Origin of the sequence: Roseateles sp., assembly GCF_049240545.1 — a bacterium.
Lineage (GTDB): Bacteria > Pseudomonadota > Gammaproteobacteria > Burkholderiales > Burkholderiaceae_C > Paucibacter_A.
Genome location: NZ_JBMLSK010000170.1, coordinates 1 through 17,249, shown reverse-complemented (window position 1 = coordinate 17,249; position 17,249 = coordinate 1). Strand labels below are relative to the sequence as shown.

The 17,249-nt window shown below is 62.0% G+C and carries 16 protein-coding genes and 1 pseudogene; 13 read left to right on the top strand and 4 right to left on the bottom strand.

Annotated features, from left to right (window positions below):
- Nucleotides 1-13 precede the first annotated feature (13 nt).
- The 6 genes from ACOVRJ_RS11125 to ACOVRJ_RS11100 all read left to right on the top strand — a co-directional run bounded on the left by ACOVRJ_RS11125 (nucleotide 14) and on the right by ACOVRJ_RS11100 (nucleotide 5,998).
- Nucleotides 14-976: an ABC transporter permease subunit gene (locus ACOVRJ_RS11125; protein WP_422043918.1), complete on the top strand. Its 963-nt coding sequence runs from the start codon at nucleotides 14-16 to the stop codon at nucleotides 974-976.
- Nucleotides 973-1,830 (top strand): ABC transporter permease subunit, encoded by an 858-nt coding sequence (locus ACOVRJ_RS11120; RefSeq protein WP_422043917.1) that lies wholly within the window; start codon nucleotides 973-975, stop codon nucleotides 1,828-1,830. Before ACOVRJ_RS11125 ends, ACOVRJ_RS11120 begins: the two co-directional genes overlap by 4 nt.
- Before the next feature lie 51 nt (nucleotides 1,831-1,881).
- Entirely contained in the window at nucleotides 1,882-3,267 is a 1,386-nt protein-coding gene (locus ACOVRJ_RS11115) for a DUF3138 family protein (protein WP_422043916.1), read from the top strand.
- Nucleotides 3,268-3,278: 11 nt separating this feature from the next.
- On the top strand, nucleotides 3,279-4,787 hold the full coding sequence (locus tag ACOVRJ_RS11110; RefSeq protein WP_422043915.1) for an aldehyde dehydrogenase: 1,509 nt from the start codon (nucleotides 3,279-3,281) through the stop codon (nucleotides 4,785-4,787).
- A 42-nt stretch (nucleotides 4,788-4,829) separates the two neighbouring features.
- The gene (locus tag ACOVRJ_RS11105; protein WP_422043914.1) at nucleotides 4,830-5,468 is read left to right on the top strand and encodes a DsbA family oxidoreductase; all 639 of its coding nucleotides are present in this window, start codon (nucleotides 4,830-4,832) and stop codon (nucleotides 5,466-5,468) included.
- 95 nt (nucleotides 5,469-5,563) lie between these two features.
- A complete protein-coding gene (locus ACOVRJ_RS11100) occupies nucleotides 5,564-5,998 on the top strand; it encodes a hypothetical protein (protein WP_422043913.1) in 435 nt (144 codons plus the stop codon).
- Nucleotides 5,999-6,066: 68 nt separating this feature from the next.
- On the opposite strand, the gene ACOVRJ_RS11095 is transcribed toward ACOVRJ_RS11100, so the two are convergent.
- From ACOVRJ_RS11095 to ACOVRJ_RS11085, 3 genes are all read right to left on the bottom strand, one after another.
- Nucleotides 6,067-6,699: a bifunctional 4-hydroxy-2-oxoglutarate aldolase/2-dehydro-3-deoxy-phosphogluconate aldolase gene (locus ACOVRJ_RS11095; RefSeq protein WP_422043912.1), complete on the bottom strand. Its 633-nt coding sequence runs from the start codon at nucleotides 6,697-6,699 to the stop codon at nucleotides 6,067-6,069.
- Between the two features lie 50 nt (nucleotides 6,700-6,749).
- Nucleotides 6,750-8,567: a phosphogluconate dehydratase gene (gene edd, locus ACOVRJ_RS11090; RefSeq protein WP_422043911.1), complete on the bottom strand. Its 1,818-nt coding sequence runs from the start codon at nucleotides 8,565-8,567 to the stop codon at nucleotides 6,750-6,752.
- A 256-nt stretch (nucleotides 8,568-8,823) separates the two neighbouring features.
- Nucleotides 8,824-9,018: a hypothetical protein gene (locus ACOVRJ_RS11085; RefSeq protein ID WP_422043910.1), complete on the bottom strand. Its 195-nt coding sequence runs from the start codon at nucleotides 9,016-9,018 to the stop codon at nucleotides 8,824-8,826.
- A 33-nt stretch (nucleotides 9,019-9,051) separates the two neighbouring features.
- Between ACOVRJ_RS11085 and modA the strand changes: the two genes are divergently transcribed.
- The 7 genes from modA (at nucleotide 9,052) to ACOVRJ_RS11050 (ending at nucleotide 17,008) form a co-directional block, all read left to right on the top strand.
- Entirely contained in the window at nucleotides 9,052-9,789 is a 738-nt protein-coding gene (gene modA, locus ACOVRJ_RS11080; protein WP_422043909.1) for a molybdate ABC transporter substrate-binding protein, read from the top strand.
- Nucleotides 9,790-9,803: 14 nt separating this feature from the next.
- A complete protein-coding gene (modB, locus tag ACOVRJ_RS11075; protein WP_422043908.1) occupies nucleotides 9,804-10,469 on the top strand; it encodes a molybdate ABC transporter permease subunit in 666 nt (221 codons plus the stop codon).
- Nucleotides 10,469-11,605 (top strand): ABC transporter ATP-binding protein, encoded by a 1,137-nt coding sequence (locus tag ACOVRJ_RS11070; protein WP_422043907.1) that lies wholly within the window; start codon nucleotides 10,469-10,471, stop codon nucleotides 11,603-11,605. Before modB ends, ACOVRJ_RS11070 begins: the two co-directional genes overlap by 1 nt.
- Before the next feature lie 87 nt (nucleotides 11,606-11,692).
- Nucleotides 11,693-13,291: a phospholipase D-like domain-containing protein gene (locus tag ACOVRJ_RS11065; protein WP_422043906.1), complete on the top strand. Its 1,599-nt coding sequence runs from the start codon at nucleotides 11,693-11,695 to the stop codon at nucleotides 13,289-13,291.
- 12 nt (nucleotides 13,292-13,303) lie between these two features.
- Entirely contained in the window at nucleotides 13,304-15,139 is a 1,836-nt protein-coding gene (locus tag ACOVRJ_RS11060; protein ID WP_422043905.1) for a hypothetical protein, read from the top strand.
- A 116-nt stretch (nucleotides 15,140-15,255) separates the two neighbouring features.
- The gene (locus ACOVRJ_RS11055; protein WP_422043904.1) at nucleotides 15,256-16,302 is read left to right on the top strand and encodes a hypothetical protein; all 1,047 of its coding nucleotides are present in this window, start codon (nucleotides 15,256-15,258) and stop codon (nucleotides 16,300-16,302) included.
- Nucleotides 16,303-16,438: 136 nt separating this feature from the next.
- Nucleotides 16,439-17,008: a YSC84-related protein gene (locus tag ACOVRJ_RS11050; RefSeq protein WP_422043903.1), complete on the top strand. Its 570-nt coding sequence runs from the start codon at nucleotides 16,439-16,441 to the stop codon at nucleotides 17,006-17,008.
- Between the two features lie 72 nt (nucleotides 17,009-17,080).
- On the opposite strand, the pseudogene ACOVRJ_RS11045 reads toward ACOVRJ_RS11050, so the two are convergent.
- A pseudogene (locus tag ACOVRJ_RS11045) lies at nucleotides 17,081-17,249 on the bottom strand (ABC transporter ATP-binding protein); the annotation flags it as partial.

Below are 17,249 nucleotides of genomic sequence, written 5' to 3'. Positions count from 1 at the left end.
GGCCGGGGCGCGCATGTTCAAGCTCCAACAATTGCGGACCCGTCTCTCCCTGGTCTTTTCAGGCCGGCGCGCGGTCATCGCCCTGCCCTATGGCTGGTTGCTGCTGTTTTTCGCCCTGCCCTTCTTGATCGTCGTGAAGATCAGCGTCTCGGAAATGGAGACGGTGCATTTCAAGGACCTGATCACTTATGCCGACGGCGTTTGGCGCCTCGCCATCAAGACCAGCAACTATGTGTTCATCACCCAGGATGATCTCTACATCAAAGCCTATCTGGCCAGCCTCAAGTACGCGGCTATCACCACCGCGGGCTGTCTGCTGATCGGCTATCCCTTTGCCTATTTCATGGCGCGCGCCCGGGCCTCGCTGCAACCGGCCTTGCTGATGCTGGTGATGCTGCCGTTTTGGACCAGTTTTCTCTTGCGCGTCTATGCCTGGAAGGGCTTGCTAGGCGAACACGGCTGGGTGGCCGAGGCGATCGAGGCGCTGGGCCTAGACCAGCTGCTCTTTGCCGCCGGCATGATCCCGGCGCCGGGCAAGCTGATGAACACGCCTTTCTCGCTGGTGATCGGCATGGTCTACACCTATCTGCCCTTTATGGTGCTGCCGCTCTATGCCAATCTGGCCAAGATGGACCTTCGCTTGCTCGAGGCCGCCAGTGATTTGGGTGCCACACCTTGGCAGGCCTTTTGGCGCATCACCGTTCCGCTGTCCAAGGCCGGCATCATCGCCGGCTCCATGCTGGTCTTCATCCCCTGCGTGGGCGAGTTCGTGATCCCCGAGTTGCTGGGCGGGCCTCAGACCTTGATGATTGGCCGCGTGCTCTGGGATGAGTTCTTCAGCAATAACGACTGGCCCATGGCCTCGGCGGTGGCCGTGGTGATGGTGCTCTTGATCATCGTGCCGCTGGCCCTGTTCAACCGTTACCAGGCGGAGAGTCAAAGCAAGGGCCATGACGCCGCAGGAGGCCGGCCATGAAGCGCGCCCTGCTCGGCCCCAAAGGCAGCCGCCGGTTCGGCATCGGCTGGATGGTGATGGCCTTCGCCTTCCTCTACCTGCCCATCCTGACGCTCATCATCTATTCCTTCAATGACTCCAAGCTGCCTTCGGTCTGGGGTGGCTTCACCTTCAAGTGGTATGTGGCCCTGGCCAGCGATACCGAACTGCTGAACGGCCTGAAGCTGTCCTTGCAGATCGCCTTTGCCACCGCCACCGCTTCGGTCTTGCTCGGCTGCTTTGCCGCCTTTGCGCTGGTCAAGTACAAGCGTTTCGGTGGTCGTACCTTGTTCGCCGGCATGATCAATGCACCATTGGTGATGCCCGAGGTGATCGTCGGTCTGTCGCTGTTGCTGATGCTTGTGTCGCTGCAAAGGGCCTTGGGATTCCCTGAGCGCGGCATGCTGACCATCTGGATGGGTCATCTCTTGCTGGGCATGGCCTACGCCACGGTGGTGATTCAAGCCCGCTTGAGCGAGTTGAACCCGCAGCTTGAAGAGGCCGCCATGAACTTGGGGGCCCGGCCGCACCAGGTCTTTTATCTGGTCACCCTGCCGATGATTTCGCAGTCCATGCTGTCGGCCTGGCTCTTGACCTTCTCGCTCTCGCTGGACGATGTGGTGCTGTCGGCCTTTTTGTCGGGGCCGGGCTCCACCACGCTGCCGCTGGTGATCTTCTCGCGCGCGCGGCTGGGCGTCAGCCCCAGCATCAATGCGGTCGCCACCGTCATCATCGTCATCGTGGCCCTTGGCGTGGTGCTGGCCAGTTACTTGATTGCCCGAGCCGAGCGCCGGCGCAGCGCCGAGATGGCGGCTGCGATGCGAGGCGGCTCCTGAAACCCTCACCCAACCCTCCGCTGATCTCGATTTCTAAAAAGGAAGACGACCTTGAAACACTCATTCACGCTTGCCGCGCTGACGATTGCTCTTGCTGCGGCCTTCCCCACCCAGACCTTGGCCCAGAGCAATGACGAGGTGCTGAAAGAGTTGCGCGCCCTGCGTGAGCGGGTCAACCAACTCGAGGAGAAACTCAAGGCCGCCGAGGCCAAAGCCCCTGCCGCCGCGCAGTGGGGCATGACGCCACAGCAGGCGCAGGAATTCAACCGCATCGTGGTCAAGACCGAGGCCCTGGAAGATGCCAACGAAGCGATGGGCATCAAGAACCTCAAGATCAGCGGCTTTATTGACCCCACCTTCATCTACAACCGCGCCCAAGACAGCGCCGGCTTTCAACTGCTCAACAAAGACCCCTACGCCTACGACAACGGCTACTTCGGCATGGCCTTGATCGACTTTCAGAAAGAATCCGAAGGCGGCAGCAAGTGGAGGCTGACGCTGGCGCCCGAACGCGGCACCGGCGCGGTCTTCAACGGCGGCTCCATCGTGCATGAGGCCTCGGTCAACATCCCCCTGGGCGACCTGCAAACCCGCCTCTGGCTGGGCCAGATTCCCGACTGGACCGGCTATGAGATGACGCTCTCGCCGCTGAACAAACTGATCACCCACAACCTCTTATTTGATTTCACCGCGCCCACCGCCTACACCGGCGCGGTGTTGGACATGACAAGGGGCAAATGGCTGATCCGCACCGGCTTGGCGAATGTCAACAACGCCCGCAAAGGCAGCGGCAATAAAGAGCCGGCGCTGATCTATCGGGTCGACTATGCCAAGGGCGAGTTCCAAGGCTTTGGCTTCACCGGTCTGCATGGCAAGGCCTACAACTACGCCGCCGACGCGATCTTGGCCGAAGGCGATCGGCCCCGCGACAGCCGCGTGGATCTGCTGGAGTTTGATGCTTACTTCATTCGTGGCGACTGGACCGTCCAAGGCCAAGTCAGCTGGGGTCGCCAAAAAGGCAGCGCCATCTTCCATGACGACGGCCAGTTGCGCGACGCCAGTTGGAGCGGCCTGTCCGCCCTGGCCGCCTACAAGTTCATCCCGCGCTGGGAAGCCGTGGCCCGCTTTGACTACCTGAACAACAGCAAGAACGGTGGCGGCTTGTTCGGCTACAGCGACAACGACAGCCGCAACGGCTTGGGCCGAGGCAACGGCTTCAGCTGGGACGAGGCCAACCCAGACCCCACTGCCGCAGCCAAGGGAGCGGACCGTTACGCCCTGAGCCTGGGCGTGAACTACCTGTTCAACCAGAACACCCTTTTGAAGCTGGAGTACCGCATGGACGCGGCCAGTGAGGCCGTCTTCCTGAACCGCAGCAACAACAGCTGGGGCAAGCGCAACCATTTGCTGGGCACCTCGATGGTGCTGAGTTTCTAAGGCCCGAATCCATGAATGCCACTGCCAAAGCCGCCATCGACTGGCAGGCTCGCGCCCAAGCACTGAAGATTGACGGGCGCCCCGTCATCGGCGGCCGCCGCGTCGACACCGCAGCCGGTCTGCAATTCGACTGCATCTCGCCGCTGAATGGCCAAAGCCTGGGCGCCGTATCGCGCGGACAAACCCCCGATATCGACAGCGCCGTCGCCAGCGCACGCACCGCGTTCGAAGATGGACGCTGGTCCGACCGCTCGCCTGCCCAACGCAAGCGGGTGCTGCAGAACTTCGCCGACAGAATCCTCCAGGCCAAGGAAGAGTTGGCCCTGCTGGAAACGCTGGACATGGGCAAACCCATCCAGTATTCGCTCAGCGTCGATGTGCCCTCCACCGCACGCTGCATCGCCTGGTATGCCGAGGCCATCGACAAGGTCTACGACGAGATTGCCCCCACCGGCCGCAATGCCCTGGCCTTGATCCAGCGCGAAGCCATGGGCGTCATCGGCGCCATCGTGCCCTGGAACTACCCGATGATCATGGCCGCCTGGAAGCTCGGGCCGGCGCTGGCGGCGGGCAATTCGGTGGTCTTGAAGCCCAGCGAGAAATCGCCGCTGACCGCGCTGCGACTGGCCGAACTGGCGCTTGAAGCCGGCTTGCCGGACGGCGTCTTCAATGTGGTGCCGGGCTACGGGCATGAGGCCGGCGAGGCGCTGGCCTTGCATATGGATGTGGACGCCATTGGCTTTACCGGTTCCACCCGTGTGGGCCGCAAGATGCTGGAGTACGCGGGGCGTTCCAACCTCAAGCGGGTCTACAACGAGTTGGGCGGCAAGTCGGCCTTCTTGGTTTTCCCGGACTTTGACGATCTGAAACGCGCCGCACAGACTGTCGCCGGCAGCATGTTCTTCAACCAAGGCGAATCTTGCAATGCGCCCTCGCGCGTCTTGGTGCACGAGAGCATTGCCGATGAATTCGTCGCCTTACTCACCGCCGAAGTGCCGCGTTACCAGGCTGGCGATCCGCTCGACCCCGCCACGGTGATGGGCGCCTTGGTGGACGCCGGCCAACTCGGTACGGTGATGGGCTATATCGAATCGGGCCGGGAAGAAGGTGCCCGTGCGGCAGCGGGCGGCGAGCAATCGCGAGCCGACAGCGGCGGCTATTTTGTACAGCCGACGGTATTCGACGGGGTCACGCCGCAAATGAAGATCGCTCGCGAGGAGATCTTTGGCCCGGTGATGAGTGTGCTGCGCTTCAAGGACGAGGCCGAAGCGGTACGAATCGCCAACGACAGCCCCTACGGCCTGCAAGCCAGCGTCTGGAGCCAACACATCGACCGCGCCCACCGAGTAGCCCGAGCGCTGCGTGCTGGCACGGTGCATGTGAACCAGTACGACGAAGACGACATGACCGTGCCCTTTGGCGGCTACAAGCAAAGCGGCAATGGGCGTGACAAATCTCTGCACGCCTTTGACAAGTACACCGAGCTGAAAACGACCTGGCTGCGCATCAACAACAACTGAGGCTGAAGGCCGTTTCCGGAAGACTCGGCTAGAGTCAGGCCCATGCGTATCGATTTTGTCTCCGACGTTTCCTGCCCCTGGTGCGCCATTGGGCTCAAGTCTCTTGAACAAGCCTTGGCGCGAATGCCTGAGCTTGAAGTTGACTTGCACTTCCAGCCCTTTGAGCTGAATCCACAGATGGTGCCAGAGGGGGAGGAAATCAATGCTCATCTGGCGCGCAAGTACGGCGCCTCGACGGCACAGCTGGAGCAAACCCGTGAAGCGATTCGCCAACGCGGTGCCGAGTTGGGCTTCACCTTCACCAAGGGCGCGCGCGACCGCATCTACAACACTTTTGACGCCCATCGGCTTTTGCATTGGGCTGCATTGCAAGCCGGCCCGTTTCAACGCGATTTGAAACTGGCGTTGCTGAAAGCCTACTTCACCGAGGGGAAGAATCCCGGTTCGCACGAAGTACTCATTCAAGCGGCCCATCAGGTCGGCTTGGATTCGCAAGCCGCTGCGGCGATCTTGGCTTCGCAAGACTTTGCCGAGGAGGTTCGGGAGGCCGAGCGTTTCTGGCAAGCCCAAGGGATTCAATCGGTACCGGCCGTCATCATCGATCAACGACACCTGATCTCCGGCGGTCAGCCCTCCGAGGTGTTTGAACAAGCGCTGCGCCAAATCGCCGCCTCGGCTTGAGTACGCCAGTGTCCGCGCGCTCGGCAGATGATTCTTCTGCAGGCCCTACACTCAACTTGACCCTCTCAAGACAGGCCCCAGCGGCACCATTGCTCATGCCCAATTGGACCCAGCACGGCAGCTTCTCCTTGCACTGGCAAGGCGACATTCTCATGGCCACTTACGGCGGCACCTGGAATGAGGTGGCCGCGCGCAATTTACATCTGGAAGCACGGCTTTTGTGGGCGCAGCGAGACCTGTCACCCGAGGGCAAGCCCAAAGCCTGGGGCTTGTTGAGCGACGCGCGTGAGTGGGAAGGCGGCACCCCCGAAGCCTTGGCGCTCTGGTGGGCTTTTTTTGAGGACGGCGTTCGCCATGGCATGGTCGCCGTGACCGATGTGCTGCCCTCGCAATTCCATGAAGCCATGGTCAAGGCCTTGGCGGAACGGGCGAGCCAACTCACGCGTTATCGACTCAGCCCGAACCTGGAGTCGGCCAAGCAATGGCTGGCCGAACAGGGACTCAGGACCGAGCCCGCGGCTTCAGACTGAAGCCAACCAAGCAGACAAGGTTTGACGAGGCGGACATCACCGTCCCGCTCCCGCCGACGTCCTTCAGTTCATCGTTTGATCGCCGCGGCTTCGGCCGCCAAGCGAGTGATGCGCGCCCAATCGCCTGCGTCCACCGCATCTTGCGGCGTCAACCAAGAGCCGCCGCACACCTTCACATTCGGCAAGCTCAAGAACTGCGGAGCAGTTTCCAGGCTGATGCCTCCGGTCGGGCAAAAAGCCACGTCCGGGAAAGGTCCACCCAGGGCCTTGAGCAGATTGACCCCACCCACCGCCACCGCAGGAAACAACTTCAAGAAGTTGTAGCCGGCTGCATTGGCTTGCATGACTTCGCTGGCGGTTGAAACGCCGGGCAACAAGGGCAAACCTTGCTCGTGGCAGGCCGCACCGATCGCTTCAGTGAACCCAGGACTGACGCCAAACTGGCAGCCGGCATTCTTGGCCGCCACCACATCGGCCGCAGTGCGCAAGGTCCCTGCCCCCACGATGGCCTCGGGCACGGCCCGCGCCATGGCTTCCATGGCCTGCAAGGCACAGGCGGTTCGCAAGGTCACTTCCAACACTCGCACGCCACCGGCCACCAAGGCTTCGGCCATGGGGATCGCATCCTCCAGGCGCTGAATCACGATGACGGGAATCACGGGGCCGTGGCTGGCCAGGCTGAGGGTATTGCTGAGGCTCATGAACAGTTCTTTTCTTGTGGAAGGACAGGCTGAGAAACGAGGATCGCCCTTTACAGCCAGGAGACTGCACCCTCTTCGGCGCTCTTCACATTGCGACGCAGGCTGGCAAACAAGTCACGTCCCAGACCATGGCCGTTTTCATCCATCTGCTCGGGGCTGATGACGGCCAATTCCCGTGCTGCCCACTCGGCCGCTGGCACCAGGGCCAACAACTCGCCGCTGACGGCGTCCATGCGCACGATGTCGCCATCACGCAGCTTGGCCAAAGGCCCACCCGCCAGCGCCTCAGGAGACACATGGATGGCGGCAGGCACCTTGCCCGAAGCGCCGCTCATGCGGCCATCAGTCACCAAGGCGACCTTGAAGCCCTTGCCTTGCAAGACCGCCAGCGGCGGCGTGAGCTTGTGCAACTCGGGCATGCCATTGGCTTGCGGTCCCTGGAAACGCACGACCACGACCACATCGCGCTCCAATTCACCGGCCTTGAACGCCGCAAGCATCGACTCTTGGTCGCTGAAGATCTTGGCTGGGGCTTCAATGATGTGGCGGTCTTCCGGCACAGCCGAAGTCTTGATGACCGCGCGGCCCAGATTGCCGTCCAGCAACTTCAAACCACCGCTGGCGCTGAAGGGCGCGTCGGGCTTGCGCACCACGGTATCGTCCCCGCTCTCGGCAGGCAGGTCCTGCCATTGCACGGAGCCGTTCTCGCCCAAGGTCGGCAAGCGACCAAAAGGTCGCAGCGAATCACCGGCCACGCTCAAGACATCGGCATGCATCAGGCCGGCATCCATCAACTCACGGATCACGAAGGCCGGGCCGCCCGCCGCCTGGAACTGGTTCACATCGGCCGAGCCGTTCGGGTAGACGCGGCTGAGCAAGGGCACCACGCCGGACAGTTCCGAGAAATCGGTCCAGTCGATCAGGATGCCGGCCGCCCGCGCCACCGCCACCCAGTGGATCAGGTGGTTGGTCGAGCCACCGGTGGCCAGCAAGGCCACCATGGCATTGACGATGACACGCTCATCGACCAAGCGGCCGATCGGGGTGTAGCGTGCACGGTGGGTGATGGCCAAGGCATTGCGCACCGCTTCGCGGGTCAGGGCCTCGCGCAAGGGCTCATGCGGGTGCACAAAGGCGGCGCCCGGCACATGCAGCCCCATGGCTTCCAGCAGCATCTGATTGCTATTGGCCGTGCCGTAGAAAGTACAAGTACCCGCACCGTGATAAGCGGCCGACTCGGCCTTCAAGAGCTCGTCGCGGCCCACCTTGCCTTGGGCAAACAGTTCACGAACCTTGGCTTTTTCATTGTTGGGCAGGCCGCTGCTCATCGGGCCGGCCGGCACAAAGATGCAAGGCAGGTGACCAAAGTGCAAGGCACCGATCAACAGACCCGGCACGATCTTGTCGCAAATGCCCAGCAGCAAGGCGGCGTCAAAGACATCGTGGCTGAGGCCCACGGCCGTGCCCATGGCGATGTTGTCGCGCGAAAAAAGGCTCAGTTCCATGCCGGGCAGGCCCTGAGTCACACCATCGCACATGGCCGGCACACCGCCCGCCACTTGGACGGTCGCGCCCTGCTTGTTCGCTTCATCTCGAATCAGTGCCGGATAAGCCTCGTAAGGCTGGTGCGCCGACAACATATCGTTGTAGGCCGTGATGATGGCCAGGTGCGGCGCCTTCTCGGCCACGATGCGCAGCTTGTCGTTGGCCGGCATCGCCGCCACCGCATGCGCCACGTTGGCGCATCCCATCCGTTCGACGCCACGCTTGCGACCCGCCATGCGGTCGAGTCGTTGCAAATAATCGCCTCGGCTGGAGGCGCTGCGCTGACGAATGCGCTCGGTGACGGCGAGAAGGGTTTTGTTCATACGCGCAGCCGTGTAACTCGGCATGGTGAAAGTTGGTAACCATATTACAAGATTCACCCCCCGCGTGGGTTACATCAGGGGTACGAAGCAGGGTTATTCCCGCATTTTCCGCAGGCTCACCTGATGCATGAGGGGAACAGACGTCACCAAGACCTAAGACCCAGTCGGCAGGCCAGCGCCAGTACCTCGCCCCATGGGTGGTCCTCAGCGCATCACCGCAGCGAAGAAATGCCGCGCTCGCACACGCGAAGTGGCTTCAGCCCGGTGAATAATTCTGGCGCCCGACCGACGACACCAGCCCAACACAGACATGCAATCCGAAGGCCACGCCCGCAAACCTCTCAAACGGAAAAAAGCCTTCGCTTTTCCAGCTCCCACCGAAGCTGAAACCGAGGATCAAGCGCCAGGTCCGACCCTGCAGCGCCGCGGTTTCTTGGCGCAATTGGCGCAAGGAGGGCTTGGCCTTGGGCTTGGCTGCGGCCTCATGCTTGGCCCGCAACCCAGTACCGCCGCTGCAAACACGCCGCTTGTGGCCGCGGCCGCCGATCTGAAGTTTGCACTGCAAGAGTTAGCGGACCAATATGAACGGCAAAGCGGTCAAGCCCTGCGCCTGGTGTTTGGCTCCTCGGGCAACTTCCATGCACAGATTCTGCAAGGCGCACCCTTCCATCTGTATCTCTCAGCCGACGAGGATTGGGTGTTTCGACTCGCAGCCGCGGGCAAGACCGAAGACCGGGGGCGGGCCTATGCGCTGGGGCGCATCGGTCTGTATGTCGCCAAGTCCTCGCCGGTGCAGGCCGATGCCGAGTTGCGAGATTTGGCCGCGGCCCTCAAGGATGGCCGACTGAAAAAGCTGGCGATTGCCAACCCGGAACATGCGCCCTACGGTGCCAGGGCACAAGAGGCTTTGCAGCACGCCGGGCTCTGGCAGGCGCTGCAAGGCAAGTTGGTGCTGGGTGAGAACGTGGCCCAGGCGACCCAGTTTGCGGTGTCCGGCGCGGCGCAGGCCGGCATCATCGCGCAATCCTTGGCGCTCGCGCCCGCCATTGCCGAAAGGGGCCGCTTTGCCTTGATCGATTCAAGTTGGCACCAGGTCCTGCGTCAGCGCATGGTCTTGCTCAAGGGAGCCCCCGCTCCTGCGCGTCATTTTTATGAGTATCTGGCGACGCCGGCAGCCAAGCAGGTCTTGCTGCGCTATGGTTTCGCTCTTCCTCAAGACTGAAGCTGACTCCCTCCATGGACTGGCAAGCCTTTGCGCTCTCGATCAAACTGGCCGGCGTCACCCTGCTGCTGCTCTTGCCGCTGGGACTCTGGCTGGGCCGATTTTTGGCCTACACCCAGTTCGCCGGCAAATCGGCAATCGAAGCCCTGGTGGTCTTGCCTCTGGTTCTGCCGCCGACCGTGCTCGGCTACTACCTCTTGGTGAATCTTGGCGCGGGCTCCGCGCTTGGGGGCTGGCTGGATACCCATTTCCAACTCAAGCTGAGCTTCAACTTTCTCGGCTTGGTGATTGCCTCGCTGATCTTCAACATTCCGTTTCTAGTGCAACCGGTGCAGCGTGCCTTTGAGGCAATCCCTCGCCAACTTGGGGAAGCCGCCGCACTCAGCGGCTTGAGCAGTTGGCAGACCTTTTGGCGCGTCGAGTTGCCGCTCGCCTGGCCCGGCATCTTGTCTGCCATGGTGCTGACCTTTGTACATACCCTGGGCGAGTTTGGGGTGGTCTTGATGATGGGCGGCAGCATCCCCGGCGAAACCAAAACCATTGCCATTGCCATCTACGACCGGGTGCAGGCTTTTGACCTGGCAGGGGCGGATCGCATGTCTGCACTGCTGCTGATGCTGTCCCTGTTGGCGGTCGGAGCCTCCTTCTTCGCCTCGGCGCGCTTGGCGGTGCGGCGTTGATGGCCGATCAAACTCTGCATCTGGCCTTGGAGGCCAACATCGAACAAACGCATCCGATGCCACTGTCGGGCGCGCTGCGCTGCGAGGCCGGTGAATTGCTGGCGATTGTGGGCCCCTCGGGTGCAGGCAAAAGTTCGATGCTGCGTGTGCTGGCCGGCCTGATGCGTCCGCAGCAGGGCTACATCCGTGTGGGTGGAAAGTTATGGTCCGACAGCAAATCCGGGCTTTTCGTGCCACCACAGCAGCGACATGTGGGCCTGGTTTTCCAGAACTATGCCCTGATGCCGCATCTGGACGCTTTGCACAATGTGGCCCTGTCGCTGCTGCATCTGCCTCGCCAACAGCGGATGGCCCAGGCCCGGCACTGGCTCGAACATGTGCGCCTGGGCGCGGCGCAGCTGACTCGCAGGCCCGCACAACTCTCAGGGGGCGAGCAGCAACGGGTCGCGGTCGCACGGGCGCTGGCGCGCGAACCGCGCTTGCTGCTGCTCGATGAACCCTTCTCGGCCGTGGACCAGATGAACCGCCAGGCCTTGTACCGATTGCTGGCCGATCTGCGGCGCGATCTGCACATCCCCATCGTGCTGGTCACCCATGACCTGAACGAGGCCCGCCTGCTCGCGGATCGCTTGGTGGTGATGGATGCAGGCGTGGTGCTGCAATCGGGTAGCCCGGCACAAATCCACCAGGCCCCCCGCAATGCCCGCGTCGCCGATCTGGTCGGGATTCACAATCGCTTTCAGGGACATTGGCTGGGCCCCTCCGAGGAACCGGGGTGGGGCCAGTTGCGCTGGTGTGTTGATGGCGCAGACGCTGCTTCTGCGCCTGTGCTGAAGGTACGCGACAAAGGCCGTCTGAGCGAAGGCCAGGCGGTGCACTGGGTGATTCCAGGGGATGGCATTGCCTTGCTCGACAAGGCCGATGAAGGCTTGCCCAACGAGTTTTCGGCCACGGTCACCCAGGCCAGGCATCTGGGTGAAATCAGTCTTTGCAGCCTCAGTCTGGATCGCGCTCCAGGGATCAGCCTCTTGTTGACATTGTCGGGCAGCGAACGCCGGCAACTGAGCCTGGGGACGCAGCTCGGTGTGCGCCTCGAGATGGCCTTGGTCCATGTCATGCCCTGGCGCCAGGGCTGAGCGCCCCAAGCCGGCCCGCACCTTGAGTTTGGCGTTAGCATCCACCGCAGGTCTTGCTTTGACCACGCTCGCTCAGGCTTTGAACTGATGATTCCAGCTCTGTTCTCGTTGAACGCCAAGCCGCCGGCTGCATCGACGGTTGTGCGAGTTTGCCTGTACGGGGGGCTGCTGCTCTTGTTGGCCGCTTGCGCGAGCGCGCCTCTACCCGGCCCCAAGCCCCCTGCAGCCTACGCCACGCCGCCCCAAGACACGGGCGTTTGGGCGCAGACCGAGGCGCAAGTTAAGGCACTGCATGGCCCAGAGAAGTCCGGCTTTCGCTTGCTGGACAAAAACTCGGAAGGTCTGAAATGGCGCCTGGCCCTGCTCGATCAGGCCAGCCACAGCATCGATCTGCAGTACTACGTCTGGTTTGCTGACACCAGCGGCCAGTTGCTGATGGCTCGGGTGATTGCCGCGGCCGATCGGGGGGTGAAGGTGCGCCTGCTTGTCGATGACTTGAGCACCATGCTGCGCAATATGTCGGCGCTCGAGTTGCGCGACGAGATGCTGGCCGCCGTCGACTCGCACCCCCATATCCAGATCCGCACCTTCAATGCCTGGCATCAGCGCCACTGGCTGGGCCGCATCACAGAAGGCGCCAGTGACTTCAGCCGCATCAACCGCCGCATGCACAACAAGCAGATGGTGGTGGACAACCGGGTCGCCATTATTGGGGGACGCAATATCGGCGACGAGTACTTCGGTTTGAATGAGGAATTCAATTTCCACGACCTGGATGTTCTGGGCGTGGGGCCGGTCGCCCGGCAGGCCAGCGCCGTGTTTGACCGCTATTGGAATAGCGACTGGGTCCAAGCCATCCCGCAGCGCGCTGCGGGAGATGGCAACAAGCCTCTCCTGAGTACGCTGGTCGACTTGCCCGCGGCGATGGCCCATCAAGCCGCACTACAAGCCCTGCTGAGCCGACGACACAGCGAGCACGCAGAACAACAAGCCTTTGGCGCCTCCTTGACCCCGGGCCTTAGCGCGGTTCACACCGACTCGCCCTCCCGGGCAGAGGGTGTGCAAAACCATATGCCGGGGGCTTTTCGGACCTTGATGCGATCGGCGCAGCGCGAAGTCTTGATCACCAATGCCTACATCATTCCCGATGCCCACTTCATGCAAGACTTGGCGGAGTTGCAGTCGCGAGGCGTGCGGGTGCGCCTCTTGACCAATTCGCTGGCTTCCCACGATGTGCCGGCCGTCAATGCCCACTACGAGGACTGGCGCGCCCCCATCCTCAGAACCGGCGCAGCGTTGCACGAGTTAAGGCCTGACCCCGCGATCAAGGCCGAGCATGTCGATACCGACCCGATACGTTCAGGCTTCGCGGGTCTGCACACCAAAGCCATGGTGATCGACCGTTCACGCAGCTTCATCGGTTCAATGAACCTGGACCCTCGGTCTGAAATCATCAACTCAGAAATGGGCGTGATCATCGACAGCCCGGCCTTGGCTACGAGTCTGGCCCTGCGCATGGAGCGGGATATGAGCAGTGCCAACAGTTGGCGCTTGGCGCTGAATGATCAGCAGCTCGTGGTCTGGCATGGCGAGAAAGGGGAAGTACTGGACAGAGCGCCGGCCCGCAGCCCTTGGCAGCGGCTGCAGAGTTGGTTCTTCAAATGGCTGCCTTCGAGCTACTACTGAGACAGGCCCGGGATGTACGCAAGCTTTCATCGACGCCTCGCTCTGGCTGTGCTGCTCATCATCAGCGCAGCCTTGAGCGCCTGCGCGAGTTTTTCACCCCAAGCCGCACCCGACAGCCAAGATCCAGACCAAGGCGACTACCAAACCTTGACCACGCCGATTGTGGCCCTGGGCGACACGCAAGAGCATGAGCCGACCGGCTGGCCGCTGTACGACAACGACAGCGCGATTGATGCCTATGTGGAGGTGGCGCAGCGCCCACCCGAGCAACCCCTGTTCGGGCGTCGCATCATGGAGTGGGCGCTGCAAGCACACCCGGATGAGCACTTCCTCCATCTGGGTGATGTGCTGGACATGTCCTGCCGCTCCGAAGCGCAACGCATGAGCAAGGTCTTCAATGCCGCAGGGCGCGCCGGCGCCATCCTACCCGGCAATCACGACGGACTGATGTTCGGCATTTATGGCTACAGCATCATGGACGACATCCTCAACCGCGACGCGCTGAAGTGGAACCAAGCCTGTCGTCGCGGCGCAGAGATGGAAAACAAGGCGCACAAATCAAGCAATGAAGCCTTCAGCAAGCGCGATTTCATTCAGATGTATTTGGCCGGACAAGCCGCCGTACCCAGCCAACCCGGCATTGCTGCGCCACCCGCCAAGGGCTCCTACCGTGTCAGTTGGCGCAACCCCAATTCCGAGGCCTTTCTCAGCGGCATCGAGGCCCATGTGCTGGACGGCTTTGCCTATGCCGACTCTTTTCTGGCGCAGCGCATCAAGCTGCCGCGAGCCAAAGACGCCGCCCGCCAAGTGATCGTGATCGGCCTGGACACCAATCAAGCCGGCGCCCTGGTCAGCAGCTGGGATACCTTGATGGGGCGCAGCCCAGGCAGCATCGGTCATGTCAACTTGGATCAAGTCCGCGCCATCACCCACTGGGTGACCGAGGCCATGCGTGATGGCGACCTGGTCATCTTTGCCGGTCACCACAACTGGCGCGCACTCGGCCTGCCCTCTCGGTTGCTGCTGCGCAACTTGATGTCTCAGGTGACCCACCCCCTGGTGTACGTGTCGGCCCACACCCATCGCGGCTTCTGGGCCGCCCATCGAGAGTTGGATACCCGACCGGTGCTGGAACTGAACGTCAGCTCCCTGTCGGACTGGCCGATCGCCTACCGCCGCATCAGCTTCGCCTACGACGAAGCCGCCAACCGCATCAAGGTGATCGGGGAATTGATGCCGCGCGGTGAGCAGCCCACACGAAGCGATGCCGATCTCTTAGCCGCCTGGGAGGCGCAGACCTGCGGCTCATTGGATGTGGCCCTTGAACACATTCAAGCCTTTGACCATGAATTGGTTCGCAGGCAAAGAGAGTCGCGCGGCAGCCTGCTCGGGTGGCTCGTCGACCGTTTCGGCCCTGACTGCGTAGGCTGCGACCAGAGCTTGTATGAACACGCCCAGGTGTATCAAGATGCCTTGCTGGATGCCATTTTGCAGGTCAAGCAGTTTGTCAGCGCCGACACCAAAACTCTGGTACTGGCCGACTTGCCTCGCTGGTGCAAGGGACATAGCTTTGAAGCCTGTATCGCCTCGCTGCGAACCGAACAGCCGAGTGATTACGCTGGCCATGTGGATCTGTTCCGGCGCAAGGCCAAAGTGGTCGACCTGCTGGCCACCCGTCTCGATGATTTGAACGAGCCGCGCGCCAAGGCCTATATGACTTGCCGCGCGGTCCAGGCCGCCAAGATTGACTTTGACGCCACCGCGGAAACACGCAACGAAAACCGCAGCGAAGCCAATCGCAGGGCTGAACGCTTTTTTCTGACAGAAGCCACCGTGGGTATGAACTGACCGTGAATTCACTGCGTCTGAAAGCAAGATTTGCACTGCTGCTTTGCGCGCCGCTATGGCTCGGCGCTTGTGCCAGCTGGGTGACTCCACCCGCTGTGATGAGGCCGCATCCCATCGTGAACCTGCCCATCGCAGCGGCAGGCATCAGCGACGAGCGGCAGCGCTTTGGCGCGCTGTTCCAACAAGAGTTGCACGCGCACCCCGGCGCCAAGCCCCAGCCGGTGCAAGCCTGGATGTATGGCTTTAGTCCCACATCGGATGAGCCTGGCTCTGGCATGGCCAGCAGCGACAAAGACCTTCAGGCACTCCATCAACGCTTTGAAGCCTTGGCGCCTGGCACCTCGGTCCTCTTAATTCCAGGCTTGTTCTCCGACTGCTTTGATGACCAGTCCGTCCCCTTTGGCGATGGACTGGTTCGTGAGCGCAGCCTGAACCGCACCGAGGCCTACCGTCAGTATGCCGATCTAGGTTTGGCGGGTATTCGGATGGTGGCCTTGCCGGGCCGCGAATCGAGTGCGGCCAATGGGAAGCGCGTGGCCGAGGCGATCCGCCAGGAGGCCGCGCGTCCGGGGGTGCAGCGTATTGTTCTGGTGGCCTATTCCAAGGGCGTGCCAGACAGCCTGCGGGCCTTGAGCTTGTTGCAAGCCGAGCCTGCGGGTGTGCCGCGGGCCGTCTCTGATCTGATCTCGGTGGCGGGCGTGGTCATGGGCACGCGCTTGGCCGATCATTTTGAAGACTTGTTTGAAACCATCTCGCCTCGCATTGAAGCCTTTTCTTGCTCGGCATCCGATGGGCAGGAAGTCAGCAGTGTGACCCAGCGAGAAAGCGTTGCTTGGCTGGTGGCAAATCCGCCGCCGCCAGGTCTGCGCTATCACTCGGTGGTCGGTTTTGTCCCCAGCAGCGAGGTGGGCGTTTCCTTGCGCCCTTTCCATAGCGCGCTGAACACGGTCGACCCGCGCAATGACGGCCAGTTGCTCAGCCGCGACGCCATGCTCCCCAACAGCAGTTTGTTGGCCGAAGTCAGGGCCGACCACTGGGACATTGCCTTGCCGCGCGAACGCCACCCCAGCGTCTGGATGCGCGCCAGCACCAGTGAGCGCGGCTTTCCCCGCGAGGCCCTGTTCCGTACCTTGATCAAATGGACGCTGGGGACAAGCCCCTAACTTCTGCTTTACTCAGCAGATACAGCTTGTCACCTGCCGCTCAACAAATGCGATTAAAGTGAAATTTCAAAGGCGTGATGCAAAGCAACGCGAGGCCCAATCCACTGCCAGTTTTTTCCAACCGCAAGGAACACTTATGAACAAGCGACGCTTTTTCTCTGTCCTGGGGCTTTCTCTCATGGCCCTGGCCGCAGCACCCGTCATGGCGGACGAATACCAAAACACGGTCAAGGCTTTTGCCAAGGCCGAGGAGAGCGGCAGGATTGCGGAAAAGGCCTATGGCTACGCAGTCTTCCCGACCATCGGCAAGGCCGGCATCGGCATCGGCGGCGCCTACGGCAAGGGTCGCGTCTATGAGCAAGGCAAGCACATTGGCAATACCTCGATGACCCAGGTCAGCGTCGGGTTTCAACTCGGCGGTCAAGGCTTCAGCCAGATCATTTATTTTGAGGACCAAGCCGCCTTGAAGACCTTCACCAAGGGCGAGTTTGAGTTCGGCGCCGAGGCTTCGGCCGTGGCCATCACCGCCGGCGCGGGCGCCAAGGCCACAACGACCGGATCCTCCGCACAAATCAGCGGCGGGCGCGAGAATGCCAAATCGGTCGGCGCCTACAACCACGGCATGGCGATCTTCACCCTGCCGCATGGCGGCTTGATGTATGAAGCCACCGTCAGCGGACAGAAGTTCAGCTACAAGAAGAAATGATCGATGCGGGAGCGGCCGCTCACTCGGCCGCTCCTTTACCGGGCACCGCGGGGTCGGGAATCCGCCCCACGCTTATTCCCCCAGATAAGCCGCCCGCACCTTGGGGTCGCTCAGCAAGGCTCGGCCCTCACCTGTCATCGTCACCTCACCCGACTCCATCACATAGCCGCGGCTGGCGATCTGCAGGGCCCGGCTGGCGTTTTGCTCGACCAGCAAAATCGTCACGCCCTGGCTGTGGATG

Excerpts from the sequence above, each read along its gene's own strand:
- ACOVRJ_RS11125 (WP_422043918.1), top strand. The coding sequence starts at position 14 with ATGTTCAAGCTCCAACAATTGCGGACCCGTCTCTCCCTGGTCTTTTCA.
- ACOVRJ_RS11120 (WP_422043917.1), top strand. The coding sequence starts at position 973 with ATGAAGCGCGCCCTGCTCGGCCCCAAAGGCAGCCGCCGGTTCGGCATC.
- ACOVRJ_RS11110 (WP_422043915.1), top strand. The coding sequence starts at position 3,279 with ATGAATGCCACTGCCAAAGCCGCCATCGACTGGCAGGCTCGCGCCCAA.
- ACOVRJ_RS11105 (WP_422043914.1), top strand. The coding sequence starts at position 4,830 with ATGCGTATCGATTTTGTCTCCGACGTTTCCTGCCCCTGGTGCGCCATT.
- ACOVRJ_RS11100 (WP_422043913.1), top strand. The coding sequence starts at position 5,564 with ATGCCCAATTGGACCCAGCACGGCAGCTTCTCCTTGCACTGGCAAGGC.
- ACOVRJ_RS11095 (WP_422043912.1), bottom strand. The coding sequence starts at position 6,699 with ATGAGCCTCAGCAATACCCTCAGCCTGGCCAGCCACGGCCCCGTGATT.
- edd (WP_422043911.1), bottom strand. The coding sequence starts at position 8,567 with ATGAACAAAACCCTTCTCGCCGTCACCGAGCGCATTCGTCAGCGCAGC.
- modA (WP_422043909.1), top strand. The coding sequence starts at position 9,052 with ATGCTTGGCCCGCAACCCAGTACCGCCGCTGCAAACACGCCGCTTGTG.
- modB (WP_422043908.1), top strand. The coding sequence starts at position 9,804 with ATGGACTGGCAAGCCTTTGCGCTCTCGATCAAACTGGCCGGCGTCACC.
- ACOVRJ_RS11070 (WP_422043907.1), top strand. The coding sequence starts at position 10,469 with ATGGCCGATCAAACTCTGCATCTGGCCTTGGAGGCCAACATCGAACAA.
- ACOVRJ_RS11065 (WP_422043906.1), top strand. The coding sequence starts at position 11,693 with ATGATTCCAGCTCTGTTCTCGTTGAACGCCAAGCCGCCGGCTGCATCG.
- ACOVRJ_RS11060 (WP_422043905.1), top strand. The coding sequence starts at position 13,304 with ATGTACGCAAGCTTTCATCGACGCCTCGCTCTGGCTGTGCTGCTCATC.
- ACOVRJ_RS11050 (WP_422043903.1), top strand. The coding sequence starts at position 16,439 with ATGAACAAGCGACGCTTTTTCTCTGTCCTGGGGCTTTCTCTCATGGCC.